General features: G+C 70.1%; 14 protein-coding genes. 4 read left to right on the forward strand and 10 right to left on the reverse strand.

Annotation, left to right across the window (positions count from 1 at the left end; all coding sequences use genetic code 11):
* Positions 1-384 precede the first annotated feature (384 nt).
* A complete protein-coding gene (locus AC1DV7_RS17230; protein ID WP_477598557.1) occupies positions 385-510 on the reverse strand; it encodes a hypothetical protein in 126 nt (41 codons plus the stop codon).
* Between the two features lie 105 nt (positions 511-615).
* On the opposite strand from AC1DV7_RS17230, the gene AC1DV7_RS17235 reads away from it, so the two are divergent.
* The gene (locus tag AC1DV7_RS17235; RefSeq protein WP_477598558.1) at positions 616-1068 is read left to right on the forward strand and encodes a hypothetical protein; all 453 of its coding nucleotides are present in this window, start codon (positions 616-618) and stop codon (positions 1066-1068) included.
* A gap of 38 nt (positions 1069-1106) precedes the next feature.
* Here the strand turns inward: AC1DV7_RS17235 and AC1DV7_RS17240 are convergent, their stop codons facing one another.
* Positions 1107-2189, reverse strand: a complete 1083-nt coding sequence (locus tag AC1DV7_RS17240) for an NAD(P)-dependent alcohol dehydrogenase (protein WP_477598559.1) — start codon at positions 2187-2189, stop codon at positions 1107-1109.
* A gap of 138 nt (positions 2190-2327) precedes the next feature.
* Between AC1DV7_RS17240 and AC1DV7_RS17245 the strand changes: the two genes are divergently transcribed.
* Together AC1DV7_RS17245 and AC1DV7_RS17250 are read left to right on the forward strand one after the other, a co-directional pair.
* Entirely contained in the window at positions 2328-3080 is a 753-nt protein-coding gene (locus tag AC1DV7_RS17245) for a TetR/AcrR family transcriptional regulator (protein ID WP_477598560.1), read from the forward strand.
* Positions 3077-3478: a VOC family protein gene (locus AC1DV7_RS17250; RefSeq protein ID WP_477598561.1), complete on the forward strand. Its 402-nt coding sequence runs from the start codon at positions 3077-3079 to the stop codon at positions 3476-3478. The genes AC1DV7_RS17245 and AC1DV7_RS17250 overlap by 4 nt, the downstream gene beginning before the upstream one ends.
* A gap of 81 nt (positions 3479-3559) precedes the next feature.
* Here AC1DV7_RS17250 and AC1DV7_RS17255 read toward each other — a convergent pair whose 3' ends face one another.
* Both AC1DV7_RS17255 and AC1DV7_RS17260 read right to left on the reverse strand, forming a co-directional pair.
* Positions 3560-3880: a hypothetical protein gene (locus AC1DV7_RS17255; RefSeq protein WP_477598562.1), complete on the reverse strand. Its 321-nt coding sequence runs from the start codon at positions 3878-3880 to the stop codon at positions 3560-3562.
* Positions 3881-3892: 12 nt separating this feature from the next.
* On the reverse strand, positions 3893-5656 hold the full coding sequence (locus AC1DV7_RS17260; RefSeq protein ID WP_477598563.1) for a sodium:solute symporter family protein: 1764 nt from the start codon (positions 5654-5656) through the stop codon (positions 3893-3895).
* Positions 5657-5789: 133 nt separating this feature from the next.
* Between AC1DV7_RS17260 and AC1DV7_RS17265 the strand changes: the two genes are divergently transcribed.
* The gene (locus AC1DV7_RS17265; RefSeq protein ID WP_477598564.1) at positions 5790-6221 is read left to right on the forward strand and encodes a DUF1801 domain-containing protein; all 432 of its coding nucleotides are present in this window, start codon (positions 5790-5792) and stop codon (positions 6219-6221) included.
* A 75-nt stretch (positions 6222-6296) separates the two neighbouring features.
* On the opposite strand, the gene AC1DV7_RS17270 is transcribed toward AC1DV7_RS17265, so the two are convergent.
* From AC1DV7_RS17270 to AC1DV7_RS17295, 6 genes are all read right to left on the reverse strand, one after another.
* Positions 6297-8333: an ABC transporter ATP-binding protein gene (locus AC1DV7_RS17270; protein ID WP_477598565.1), complete on the reverse strand. Its 2037-nt coding sequence runs from the start codon at positions 8331-8333 to the stop codon at positions 6297-6299.
* Positions 8333-10066 (reverse strand): ABC transporter ATP-binding protein, encoded by a 1734-nt coding sequence (locus tag AC1DV7_RS17275; protein WP_477598566.1) that lies wholly within the window; start codon positions 10064-10066, stop codon positions 8333-8335. Before AC1DV7_RS17275 ends, AC1DV7_RS17270 begins: the two co-directional genes overlap by 1 nt.
* Positions 10066-10725 carry a TetR/AcrR family transcriptional regulator gene (locus tag AC1DV7_RS17280; protein WP_477598567.1) on the reverse strand — a complete coding sequence of 220 codons (660 nt, stop codon included), beginning with the start codon at positions 10723-10725 and terminating at the stop codon, positions 10066-10068. Before AC1DV7_RS17280 ends, AC1DV7_RS17275 begins: the two co-directional genes overlap by 1 nt.
* 214 nt (positions 10726-10939) lie before the next feature.
* Positions 10940-12439 (reverse strand): DUF7059 domain-containing protein, encoded by a 1500-nt coding sequence (locus tag AC1DV7_RS17285; RefSeq protein ID WP_477598568.1) that lies wholly within the window; start codon positions 12437-12439, stop codon positions 10940-10942.
* Complete coding sequence (locus AC1DV7_RS17290) at positions 12436-13143, reverse strand: AIM24 family protein (protein WP_477598569.1); 708 nt, start codon at positions 13141-13143, stop codon at positions 12436-12438. The genes AC1DV7_RS17285 and AC1DV7_RS17290 overlap by 4 nt, the downstream gene beginning before the upstream one ends.
* Before the next feature lie 9 nt (positions 13144-13152).
* Positions 13153-13629: a GNAT family N-acetyltransferase gene (locus tag AC1DV7_RS17295; RefSeq protein WP_477598570.1), complete on the reverse strand. Its 477-nt coding sequence runs from the start codon at positions 13627-13629 to the stop codon at positions 13153-13155.
* Between the last annotated feature and the right edge of the window lie 105 nt (positions 13630-13734).

A 13734-nucleotide genomic window follows, 5' to 3' on the forward strand; every position in this document is an offset into this window, starting at 1 on the left:
GTGCAGGAGTGACGAATACGTCACTCCTGCACCCCCAAAGCCTGTCCACAGCCAAGGCGCTGGCTMGGGTCCGTCCACAACTCGTATGGCGTACGCGACGCCAGCGGCGATCGGCACCTGACGCTGGGGTCCATGACCCTGAGCGGATCAGCCCGGCGACAGGTGGCGACCTCATTGGCCAGCGCCCGGGACGGCGTGGCCTCCCGCGCCGAGCTTCGAGCCCAGGGCATCGACCGGTGGGCGGTCGCTGGCGAGGTCAGGGCCAGACGGTGGGCGTTGCACGGGCGGGAGACGGTTGCCGTCCACACGGGCGCACTGTCGAGAGTCGCCTTGGCCTGGCGGGCCGTCTGGGAGGTCGGACGGGGAGCCGTCATCGATGGCGTGTCAGCGCTGCACGCCGCTGGCCTCACCAACTTCGACGACGATCGGGTGCATGTGTCGGTCGACCATGACCAGCAGGTGAGGCCCATCGCCGGCGTCACCGTCCATCAGGTTCGTGGAGCGCTCCACCACGACACCGTCGGAGTGGGCCTTCCCCGAGTGCGCCTCCCGGTAGCCACGGTGCGCGCTGCACAATGGGCCGCAAGCGACCGGCAGGCGGCCCTCGTAGTCTGCATGGCCGTCCAGCAACGTCTCGTGCGCGCCCAGGACCTGTGCTCCGTGAGGTGGCCAGGCGCCCACTACGGGCGCACGGCATACGTCCGCCAGCTCATCCGGGACGTGGCCGACGGGGCGCACTCCCTGGGCGAGCTCGACTTCGCTCGTCTGTGCCACGAGCGTGGGCTTCCGGAACCCGCCAGGCAGGTCGTCCGCGAGGGGCCGTTCGGGCGGGTCTACCTCGACGTGCGCTGGCGCGACTGCCCTCTGGTGGTCGAGGTCGACGGCGCACAACACCGTCTCGGGCTCGCCGTGAGCTCGGACAACCTGCGACGCAATGCCTTGGCGATCGGCGGAGAGACGGTCCTGACGATCGACCTGGTCGGCTTCCGCGTGCGCACAACGGAGTTCATGGACCAGGTCGTCGCCGCCCATCGCCGCCTCACCTCGGGTTTGGGGGTGCAAGGGTGACGGATAGATCACGTCTGCACCCCCAAAGCCGAGGGAGGTCAGGGAATGACGAGCGACTTGCCGCGGGCGTGGAACTCACCCTGCACGCGCAACGCCTCGGCGGCATCCTCGAGAGCGAAGCGGCGGTCCATCACGGGGTCGAGCCGACCGGAGGCCGCGAGCCCGGCGAGGAGCTCGAGGTCGGACCGACTGAACGACGCGACCTTGAACGCTGGCGCCGCCTGGCTGGCGAACGCGAAGTAGACCGGGACGCTCAGCATCCGGGGCAGCGGCCGCACCCACCTGGACTTCGGCGACGTCACCATCACGTAGGTGCCGCTCGGCGTGAGCAGCCGCCGGCTGTCGCGAAGCGTGAGGCTGCCGGCGTTGTCGAAGAACAGGTCGAACGTGTCGCCCAGCGCCCGCACGTCCTCGCGGGTGTAGTCGACCACACGGTCGGCGCCACCGCGGCGGGCTGCCTCCACGTTGCCGGTGCTGCACACCGCCGTCACGTGCGACGCGCCGAGCGCCTTGGCCAGCTGGACCGCGAAGCTGCCGACACCGCCGGACGCCCCGTTGACCAGCACGCGCTGTCCGGGCTGGAGGCCACCCCAGTCGCGCAGCCCCTGCAGCGCGGTCTCGGCGGCGACGCCGAGGGTGGCTGCCTGCTCGATCCCCACACCCTCGGGGATCGGCAGCAACCGGTCGGCGGGCGCCACCAGGAACTCGGCGTACGCCCCGCCCGACACCTCGCCGAACACACGGTCGCCCGGCGCCAGGGTCGTCACGGCTGAGCCCACGGCCTCCACCACACCGGCGACATCGGCGCCCGGGACCTGTCGCTTCGGACGGCGCAGCCCCAGCGTCGGGCGCGCGAACATCGGCAGCCCGGTGACGTAGTGCCAGTCGAGCGCGTTGACCGACGCGGCGCCGACCCGGACGAGGACGTCGTCGGGCCCGACCGGCGGGACGGGGAAGGTGCGCACCGACACGACGTCCTCGGGTGCGCCGTACTCCTCGTGGACGGCCGCCCGCATCGTCGTCGGAAGAGCGGGCCGCGAGTCGGGGCGCGAGTCGGGGCGAGGGGTATGGCGCGCGGACGGCGTCGCGCCGAGCGGTGCGTGCAGGTCGGCGTCGGTCATGTCGAGCTCCCGGTGATTCGATCCAGAGGCACCTTACGGCGTAAGGCGTACACTGTAAGTTAGACCTACACCGTAAGTCTGTCAACGGCGAGCGGCTAGCATTCGAGACGTTCGAGGGATCCACCCCGGGAGAGGCCCGTGACCGACACCGCCCGTCGCAGGACGACCAAGAGCTCGACCAGCGCCAAGCCCGGCGCCGAAAGCGCACCCGCACGGCGCCCGCTGAGCCGCGAACGCGTCATGCGCGCCGCCGTCGAGCTCGCCGACCGCGAGGGCGTCGCCGCCGTGTCGATGCGGCGCATCGGCCAGGAGCTCGGCGTCGAGGCGATGTCCCTGTACAACCACGTCGCCGGCAAGGACGCCCTCCTCGACGCGATGGTCGAGCAGGTCGCCGCGGAGGTGAACGCCGCAGTCGCCGAGCTCGACTCCCCCGACCCGGCCAGCGACTGGCAGGGAGCGCTGCGGGCCCGCGCCCTCGCCGCCCGGACGGTGATGTTGCGACACAAGTGGGTTCCCGGGGTCCTCGAGACGCGCACGACGATGAGCCTCGACGTGGTGCGGTACTTCGACGGCGTCGTGGGGATCCTTCGGGCCGGTGGCTTCAGCCACGACCTGACCCACCACTCGCTGCACGCGCTGGGCAGCCGGGTCCTCGGGTTCACCCAGGAGCTGTTCGACCCGGGTGACGCCGCCGACGACGCCTCAGAGGAGATGCTCGCGGCGATGACGGCGGAGGTGCCGCACCTCGTCGAGATGCTGAGCCAGGTCGCCCACGACGACGACCCCGACGCGACCCTCGGCTGGTGCGACGACCAGACCGAGTTCGAGTTCGGCCTCGACGTGGTGCTCGACGGGCTCGAGCGCCGCCGCGCTTCTACCGTTGCCCCATGATCACCGCACTGCACACCCTCGTCTACGCCGAGGACTCCGAGGCCGCCCGCGCCTTCTTCCGCGACGTCCTGCAGTTCCCTGCCACCGACACCGGCGGCGGATGGCTCATCTTCGCCAGTGGTCCGAGCGAGCTCGGGGTCCATCCGTCGTCGTGGGAGCACGGCGGCCGCTCCGGTGGCACCGACCAGCGCTTCGACCTGTCCCTGATCTGCGATGACCTCGCGGCCACCGTGGCCGAGCTGCGCGGTCGCGGGGCCGAGTTCGAGGGCGAGGTCACCGAGCAGCAGTGGGGCTCCACGATCCAGCTCGTCGTGCCCGGCGCCGGGACCATGACGCTGTACCAACCCACGTACGACCCACCCGCCCTCGGCAGCTCCGACCTCGAGGCCATGTGGTGACCTGCCCCACGCCCACCGAGACGCACTGACGGGTATGCCGGGTGGTGACCACCCGGCATACCCGTCAGTCGACGTCGTGGCTCAATGGCCGCCGGCGCGGCGGCGCGGCGCCGGGCGGGTGGGGTCGTCCTCGACCGGTTCGACGTCGGCCGGGACGATGATCGGCTTGAGCCGCGCCCACAGGAGGAACACTGCACCCGCGACGGTGAGCGCGAGCCCGGTCCAGAGGTTGGCGTTGACTCCCCCGGTCTTGGCCTCCTCGGTGTCCATGAAGAGGCCCGCCAGCAGGAGCAGCACGCCATAGATGCCCAGCAGGGCGCCGATGATGTTGCGGATGTCGAACGCACCGGCGGTGTGGCCACCTGACGCCTTGGCCGAGGAGTCGGTCTTGTTGTCGGACATGTGCAGCCTCCCTTAGAACGCGAAGTTGAGGACGAGGACCATCGCCAGCGCGATGCCGGCCAGCGGGATGGTGCGCTGGTACCAGGGGAGGGTGGCCTCCTCCGGGTCGACGAGGTCCTCCCTGGGGGTCTCGGAGTAGACCAGACCCTTGAGCTCGGATGCCGGCTTCGGCTGGGTCACCAGGCTGACCACGATGCTGAGGACGATGTCGACGACGAATGCCGTCGAGGCCGCGACGAAGCTCGCGCCCTGCCCCGAGAGGGGGATGACGCCCTGGCTCGCCGAGCCGAAGGCGTCCTCGGACAGGAAGGCCACCAGCACTGCCGAGAGCGTGCCGCTCGCGAGGCCCACCCATCCGGCGGTGGGCGTCATGCGCTTCCAGAACATGCCGAGGATGAACGTCGCGAACAACGGCGCGTTGAAGAACCCGAACAGCGTCTGCAGGTAGTCCATGATGTTCGAGAAGCTGCTCGCCAACGTGGCCGTGAAGATGGCGATGAGGGTCGCCGCCACCGTGGCCAGCCGGCCGATGCGCAGGTAGTAGTCGTCGCTGTTGTCCTTGCGGATGTAGCGCTGCCACAGGTCGTAGCTGAACACCGTGTTGAAGGCCGAGATGTTGGCCGCCATGCCGGCCATGAAGGCAGCCAGCAGACCCGCGATCGCCAGGCCCAGCAGGCCGTTGGGGAGGATGTCGCGCATGAGCAGGAGCAGGGCGTCGTTGTACTTCACGCCTTCGCCGCTCGCGCCGCCGGCCGGGGTCCCGCCGCCCTTGAGGTCGATCATCTCCTTGACCAGGACCGCCGAGACCATGCCGGGGAAGATCACGAGGAACGGCACGAACATCTTCGGGAAGGCGCCGATGATGGGCGTCTTGCGTGCCGCCGAGATCGACTTGGAGGCCATCGCGCGCTGTACCTCGACGAAGTTCGTCGTCCAGTAGCCGAAGGACAGCACGAAGCCGAGGCCGAAGACGATGCCGATGACCGACCAGAACGGCGAGTCGAAGCCGGAGAGGGCCTGGCCGGGCCACGACTCGAGCTGCTGCGCCGCCGGGGCGACCTCGGCCTTGGCGGGCGCGGACTGGGCGAACGCCTCGATCTTGTCCTTGAGGCCACCGTAGCCACCCACGCGGTGCAGGCCGATCAGGGTCAGCGGCAGGAGCGAGGCGACGATGACGAAGAACTGCAGCACCTCGTTGTAGATCGCCGCCGACAGGCCGCCGAGGGTGATGTAGGACAGGACGATCGCAGCCGCCACGATCAGCGCGACCCACAGTGGCCAGCCGAGCAGCGCGTGCACGATCGACCCGAGGAGATAGAGGTTGACGCCCGCGATGAGCAGCTGGGCGAAGGCGAAGCTGATCGCGTTGACCAGGTGGGCGCCGGTGCCGAACCGCCTGAACATGAACTCAGGGACCGAGCGGACCTTCGAGCCGTAGTAGAACGGCATCATCACGACGCCGAGGAAGAGCATCGCCGGGATCGCGCCGACCCAGAAGTAGTGGACCGTCGGCAGCCCGATCTCGGCGCCGTTGGCCGACATGCCCATGATCTCGACGGCCCCCAGGTTGGCCGAGATGAACGCCAGGCCGGTCACCCACGCCGGCAACGAGCGCCCCGACAGGAAGAAGTCGATCGAGTCGGAGACCGACCGCCGGGCCATGACACCGATGCCGAGGACGAACGCGAAGTAGATCGCGACGAACGTGTAGTCGAGCCAGTTGGCGTCGATGAGCGGTTCGACAGCGGGTAGGGCAAGGGGGACGAGGGCGTTCATCAGCGACTCCTGGGGTACGTCTGCGGACCTCAGGACAACCTAGGGCGTATGCCGCGAGTCGGCACGCGGGCGGGCCTTGACCTGGCCCTGCAGCCAGCTCGCGTTGTCTCGCGTTGCTAGCCTCGGGCTCACGATGGACATCGCCGAGCGGGTCGAGGCGTACCTCGCCAGCCAACCCGGTCCCAAGCAGGCCGACCTCCGCCGGCTGCACGCGCTGGTGCTGGCGGAGTTCCCGACGTGCCGGCTGTGGTTCACCGACGGCACCAACGACGCTGGCAAGGTCGTGGCCAACCCCAACATCGGCTACGGCGCCCACACCATCACCTATGCCGACGGCTCGTCGCGCGAGTTCTACCGGATCGGCCTGAGCGCCAACACCGCCGGCATCTCCGTCTACGTGCTCGGCCTCGACGACAAGACCTACCTGAAGAGCACCTACGGTGCCTCGATCGGGAAGGCGAGCGTCACGGGCTACTGCATCAGGTTCAAGAGCCTCGCCGACATCGACGTCGACGTCCTCCTGGCAGCCATCCGGCACGGCATGAACCTCGACGAGAGCGGCTGAGGGCAGGCCCGGGGACGCGGGTGGGCCGCGTGGTCGACACCACCACGCGGCGCACCGGTGCGCTGGGATCCGGAGTCAGACCTTGGCCCCGGCCAGGTTCGGCGCCGGGGCCTCGCCGGAGTCGACGTCCACGGCCGCGCCGCTGAACTGCGCGGCATACAGCTCCGCATAGGCGCCACCGCGGGCGAGCAGGACCTCGTGCGAACCCTGCTCCACGATCGAGCCGTCGCGCATCACGAGGATCACGTCGGCGTCGCGGATGGTCGAGAGCCGGTGCGCGATCACGAAGCTCGTCCGGTCGTGCCTCAGGGCCGACATGGCCTGCTGGACCAGCAGCTCCGTGCGCGTGTCGACCGAGCTCGTGGCCTCGTCGAGGATGAGCAGGGCCGGGTCGGACAGGAACGCCCGGGCGATCGTGACCAGCTGCTTCTCGCCCGCGCTGATGTTGCCGCCCTCGGCGTCGAGCACCGTGTCGTAGCCGTCGGGCAACGAGTGGACGAACCGGTCGACGTACGTGGCCCTGGCCGCCTCGAGCACCTGCTCGTCGCTGGCCGACGGGTTGCCGTAGGCGATGTTCTCGCGGATGGTGCCGCCGAACAGCCAGGTGTCCTGGAGCACCATGCCGATCTCGGAGCGCAGCCCGCGCCGGGTCAGGTCGGTGATGTCGACGCCGTCGAGGGTGATGCGCCCGCCGTCCAGCTCGTAGAACCGCATGACGAGGTTGACCAGGGTGGTCTTGCCGGCGCCCGTCGGCCCGACGATGGCCACGGTCTGGCCGGGCTGGACCACCAGGTCGAGGTGCTCGATGAGCGGCGTGTCCGACGTGTACGAGAACGACACGTCCTCGAACTCCACTCGTCCGTGCGGGTCGTCGAGCACCGTGGGCTGGACGTGGTCCGGCGACTGTTCCTGCGCGTCCAGGACCTCGAAAACCCTTTCGGCAGAGGCGACTCCGGACTGCAGGAGGTTGGCCATGGACGCGACCTGGGTCAGCGGCTGGGTGAACTGTCGCGAGTACTGGATGAACGCCTGCACGTCTCCCAGGCTCATCGACCCGCTGGCCACCCGCAGACCACCGACGACCGCGATCGCCACGTAGTTGAGGTTCCCGATGAACATCATCGTCGGCATGATGATGCCGCTGACGAACTGGGCACCGAAGCCCGCGTCGAACAGGTCGTCGTTCTTGGCACGGAAGGCCGCGCGCGCCTCCTCCTGACGGCCGAAGACCTTGACCAGCTGGTGGCCGGTGAACGTCTCCTCGACGATGCCGTTGAGCTCGCCGGTGCTCTTCCACTGCTGGACGAAGTGCTTCTGCGAGCGCTTGCCGATGGCGGCGGTCACGACCATGGTGACCGGGATGGTGACCAGGGCGATGAGGGCCAGCAACGGCGAGATGTAGAGCATCATCCCGACCATCGCGAGGACCGTCAGGAGCGAGGTCAGCAGCTGGCTGAGCGTCTGCTGCAGGCTCTGGGCGACGTTGTCGATGTCGTTGGTGACCCGGCTGAGCAGCTCACCGCGCGGCTGACCGTCGAAGTACGGCAGCGGCAGCCGGTTGAGCTTGTCCTCGACGTCGCGGCGCAGCCCGAAGATGGTGCGGTTGACGGCACCGGTGAGGATCCAGCCCATCGCCCACGAGAGCACACTCGCCACGACGTAGATCGCGAGCACCAGCAGCAGGACCCGCCCCACCGCACCGAAGTCGATGCCCTGACCGGGGACGAGGTCGTCGAGGTTCGACACCATGTCGGCGTACGTGTCGTCGCCCCTGGCCCTGAGCCCCTCGACGATCTGGGCCCGCGTCGCCGTGGCCGGCAGCTGCCGGCCGACGAAGCCGGCGAAGATCAGGTCGGTCGCCCGGCCCAGGATCTTGGGGCCCACCGCACCCAGGCCGACGCTGGTGACGGCCAGGACCAGCACGGCATACAGCTGGGCGCGCTCGGGTCGCAGCAGGGCCAGCAGCCGCTTCGCGGACGGGCCGAAGCTCTGCGACTTCTCCGCGGGCACGCCCGCACCCATCATCGGTCCGTGTCGCTGGCCCGCGCGTGCGCCGGGCCCTCGCCGTGCCTCTGCCGCCTTCTCCTCCGCGGTCTTCACACCCTCGGCCATCAGGCTGCCTCCTCCGCGCTGCGCTGGGACTCGACGATCTCGACGTAGGTCGGACAGGTGTCGAGCAGCTCGTCGTGCCGTCCGGTGCCGACCACGCGCCCGTCGTCGAGGACGACGATGTGGTCGGCGTCGACGATGGTGGAGACGCGCTGCGCCACCACGATCACCGCCGTATGGCGGGTGACCGGCCTCAGTGCCGAGCGCAACCTCGCGTCGGTCGAGAGGTCGAGGGCCGAGAAGCTGTCGTCGAACAGGAAGATGTCGGGCTTGGCCACGAGCGCCCGGGCGATCGCCAGCCGTTGTCGCTGGCCGCCGGAGACGTTGGTGCCACCCTGGACGATCGGTGAGTCGAGCCCCGCCGGCATGGCGCGCACGAAGTCCTCGGCCTGGGCGATGCGCAGCGCTTCCCACAGCTCGTCGTCGGTGGCGTCCGCTCCGCCGTACCGCAGGTTCGAGGCGACGGTGCCCGTGAAGAGGTAGGGCTTCTGCGGCACCAGGCCGATTCGCGCCCAGACGTCCTCGAGGGCCGCCTCGCGCACGTCGACGCCACCGATGCGGACCGACCCGCCCGTGACGTCGTAGAGCCGGGGGATGAGGGAGAGCAGGGTGGACTTGCCGGCGCCGGTGCTGCCGATGATCGCCGTGGTCTTGCCGGGCTCCGCGGTGAGTGAGACCCCTTGCAGCACAGGCACATCGGCGCCCGGGTAGGTGAACTCGACATCGCGCAGCACCACCCCGGAACCGGCGCGCGGGATGACCACCGGGGCCTGCGGCTCGACCACCGTGGACTCGGTGTCGAGGATCTCGGCGATGCGACCGGCCGACACCGTCGCGCGCGGGATCATCATCGACATGAAGGTCGCCATCATCACGGACATGAGGATCTGCATGAGGTAGCTCATGAAGGCGGTCAGCTCACCGATCTGCATCTGGCCGTTCTCGACGCGGTGGGCGCCGAACCACAGCACTGCCACCGTCGAGGCGTTGAAGATGAGCATGACGATCGGGAAGACCATCGCCATCAGCCGGCCGACCGCGAGCGCCGTTCCGGTGTACTGCGTGTTGGCGTCGGCGAAGCGGGCGCGCTCGTGGTCCTCGCGGACGAAAGCGCGCACCACCCTGATCCCGGTGATCTGCTCACGCAGCACCCGGTTGACCCAGTCGACGGACTCCTGCATGAGGCGGAACTGCGGGATCATCTTGCGGATCACGAGCGCCACGGACAGGGCGAGCGCCGGGACCGCGACGGCGACCAGCCAGGAGAGGCCGACGTCCTCGCGCAGGGCCATGACGATGCCACCGACCATCATGATCGGCGCCGAGACCATCATCGCGGCGCCCATGAACACGACGGTCTGCACCTGGGTCACGTCGTTGGTGTTGCGGGAGATGAGCGTCGGGGCCCCGAACCGGGAGACCTCCTGGGCGGAGAAGTCCCCGACCCGGGCGAAGACGGAGGCGCGCAGGTCGCGGCCGAGCCCGGCTGCCGACCTGGCGCCGAGGTAGGTCGCCGCCACTGTCGCGAGGATCTGGACGAACGAGACGGCGAGCATCCAGCCGCCGGTGCGGACGATGTAGCCGGTGTCGCCCTGGGCCACGCCCTCGTCGATGATCGTGCCGTTGAGGCTCGGCAGGTAGAGCGAGGCGATGGTCCCCACCAGCTGGAGGCCGACGAGCACGGCGACGAGGCCACGGTAGGGCGCGAGGTAGTCGCGGATGATCCTGATGAGCACTAGTTCTTCCCCCTGCTGGTGGTGCGGCGGTTCCCGGTCGGTCGGGTCCCGTCCGGCCGGTCGGCGGTGTCGGGACGCCGCAGGGCGCCCTCGAGGATGACGTCCACCAGCTCGAGGGCCGTGGACTCCTGGCCGTCGAGCATCGGGTGGACGCTGGAGAGCGTGAGCATCCGCAGGTAGCCGATGAAGGTCGTGGCCGGGATGCGCAGGCGGTCGGCGTCGCCGCCGATGAGGTCCACGAACGCCGCGTCGAGCTCGGCGGTCGCCTCCGTCCGGCGCCGCGCGGCGTCGTGCCCCATCGGGCGGTGCAGCGGCTGTCCGCTGGACTGCAGCACGGTCATGAGCGCGAAGATGCCCTTGAGGTGCTCCTGCATGACCGTGACGGCCTGGGCGAGGCGCTCACGCAGGGGCAGGTCGCGGTCGACTCCGGCCAGCTCGACGACGAGGCCGCTGGTGTCGAAGGCCTCGTGGACGCAGGCGTGGACGATCTCGTCCTTGCTCTCGAAGACGCGGAAGATGGTGCCCTCGGCGATGCCGGCGGCCTTGGCGATCTCCTTGGTGCTGACCGCCCTCCCCTTGTCGCGCAGGAGCGGGATCGTGGCGGCGATGATCGAGGCCCGACGGTCGTCGGGGGTCATGGCCGGGGCGCGGGGAGTCACGACAACGATGGTAAGTGAGTGAGCACTCACTCACAACTGGTTTCCCCACCTGCGCAAACACCCGCGCGCGTGACATTCGTCGGCCCCCGCACTCACTCGCGTGCCCCTCCCCGCCATTTCCCAACCTCTGCTAGCAGGGGTTAGCGAAATCCGGACAGGTTGCACCCTGTCCGGATTGAGCCAAGGTCGGCTAGCAGGGGTTAGGGACGAGGGGTCAGACGAGCAGGCCGTCCGCGATGAGCTCGCGCAGCAACGGCAACGCGTCGGCGCGAACCTGCTGGGGGTCGGCCTCGAGCAGCGCCGCGATCGCGGCCAGCGCCGGTCCCGCAGCCAGGCTCCCGTCGCAGACGCTCACCAGCGCGGCTCCCGCCGTGTCGAGCCGCACCACGCGTCGCAGCCCGCCGCCCTGGCGCAGCAGGATCACCGACGGGTCCTCCGCCCCGGGACGCCCGTGCCGCTCCTCGGTCACGTCGTCCGCACAGCGCCACGCCACCGCCAGCAGCTCGTCGTCGGAGTGCTCGGCCAGCCAGGTCCGCGCCTGCAGGCCTCGCAGGATCGAGGGACCCATGGGCGCAGCCACCGGGCCGTGCGCCTCGTCGAGGTGGACGAACACCTCCCGCTCGCCAGTCGGTCGCTGCAGGGTGATGACCCCGAAGCCGACCCCGCTCACGCCGCGCGAGGCGAAGTCGTCGAGCCACGCGGCATACATCGCTGCGAACTCCGTGGTGGCGCTGTGGTGACCTCCGTCGCGGGCCCACGTCTCGGCATACTGCGCTGGGTCCTGGAGCTCGCGCTGCACCACCCATGCGTCGAGGCCGGTGCCCTCGACCCACCCGCGCACGCGCTCGCGCCAGTCGGCGTCGCCGACGATCTCCCAGTTGCCGAGGAACTGGGCGATGCCGCGGGGCTCGAGGTGCGCGCCGATGGTGCGCACCAGACCTGCCACGACCTCGTCGCCGGAGGCACCGCCGTCGCGGTACTCGAACAGCGGGACATCGGGAGAGCGCGGCGTGATGACAAAGGGAGGGTTGCTCACGATGAGCCCAAAACTCTGTCCCGCAACGGGATCCAGCATCGACCCCTCGACGACCTCCCACTCGCAGCCGTTGAGCAGGGCGTTGAACCGGGCGAAGCCGAGGGCACGTGCCGAGATGTCGGTGACGGTGATCGAGTCGGCGTGCGACCCGAGGTGCAGCGCCTGCACGCCGCAGCCGGTGCCGAGGTCGAGGGCCCGGGCCACGCGCGGTCGCGGGGTCCACGACGCCAGGGTGGACGAGGCGCCACCGATGCCGAGGACGTGGTCCTGCGCGAGCGGTGCGCGGGTGGCGAGCTCGGCGAGGTCCGAGGCGACCCACCAGCCGGCGTCCTGTTCGCCGTACGGCCGCAGGTCACAGGTCGCCACGACGCCGGGACCCTGCTCCCGGACCAGCCCCAGTCGCTGGGCGCCCTCGACTCCGAGGGTCGGCAGGGCCGCTGCCGCGGCGTCGGCGTCGACCGCGTCACCGAGACCGAACAGCCGCACCAGCGTGGCCAGCGGGGTGCCGACGTCGGCCGTGGCCCGCTGCGCGGGCAGCACCTGCTCGCGGCCGATGGCAGCCGACGCCAGCGGGCCGAGCAGCTCCCCCACCGCCTCGACCGTGTATGGCGCGCGCTCGAGGTCCGCGCGCAGCCGCGCCACGAGTGCCGGGTCGGCCACGGGTGGGGCGGCGCTCATCCGTCGAGCATTCCACCGAGGTTGAAGCCGCCACCGCCACCCTGGCTCGGGGGCGGCGTCCACTCGTCGGGCTGCACGATCACGAAGCCCTGGCCGTGGAACGCGTACTGGAAGGCCTCACCGGACCCGCCGCGCAGCATCGAGCGGACGTTCATGCTGGACACGACCTGGGGCACGAGGTTGGCCGACCAGCCCACGCACGCCTGCACGTCGACGTACGTCGGCTGCTGGCTGCAGTCGAGGATCACCGGCTGGCCCACCGTGTGGATCGCCACCGTGCCGGTGCCCTGCAGGGTCGTGTTGAACAGCCCGCCGCTCAGCATGCCGGCGCCCTGGACTCGMTTGATGTCCCACTCGATGTGCGAGTCGAACGCCAGGAGGTTGCGCGCGTTGACCGACAGCGCGTCGCCCGTCAGGTCGATGAGGAAGACGAAGCCCGCCTCGGCCGCGAAGAAGACGTCGCCCTGGCCGGACACCCGCATCAGCGAGACGTCCTCGCCGGTGACGACCTTCTTGAACAGCTTGCTGACGCTGCCGGCCTTCTCGTGGTCGAACCGGATCTGCCCCTGGAAGGCGACCATCGCGCCCTTGACGGCGAGCACGTCTCCACCGAGGTGGACGCGGAGCATCTGGGGGTTCTGCAGGGCGAAGCGCTGCTCCGCCTGGACTTCGAGGTTGGCCTGGTCAAAGAGCGGACTCTGCATGGCCCCAGCCTAGGTTGCGGTCCGGTCCGTCGACAGCCGATAGGCGAACCACGTGGTGCGCTGCCCGCCGAGCCCGTCGTAGAGGCGCTGGGCCGTCTCGTTGCCCGGCGCCGTCTCCCACGCCAGCCACTGCATCCCCCGGTCGGCCGCCAGCTGTCGGCAGGCCTCGATGAGCTGCGCCCCCACCCCGAGCCCTCGCGCTTCGGCCACGACGAACAGGTCCTCCATCACCGCGAGCGGCTGGGCGAGGGTGGTGTCCCAGGACCACAGCACGGTGGCGTGCCCGAGGGCCCGGCCCGCCTCGTCACGGGCCAACAGCTGCGTGCCACCCGCGCCCTCGTCGAGGAACGCCCTGCTCATGGCCAGCAGGTCCTCCTCGGAGGGGTCGCTCTCGTAGAACGTGCAATACGCCAGCATCAGGGGGAGCAGGTCGGGCAGGTCGGCAGCGGTGACCAGCGACACCTGCACGGCGCTCTCGGGGTGCATGGCGTGACCCTACGCGCGGAGCCGCGCACGCGGCATACCCCGGCGCCCGAGCGACGCTGCGCGACCCGGCATGCCCCGGACAACCGAAGCGGCCGGCCCACCCCC

The organism is Pedococcus sp. P2_E4 (assembly GCF_056403935.1).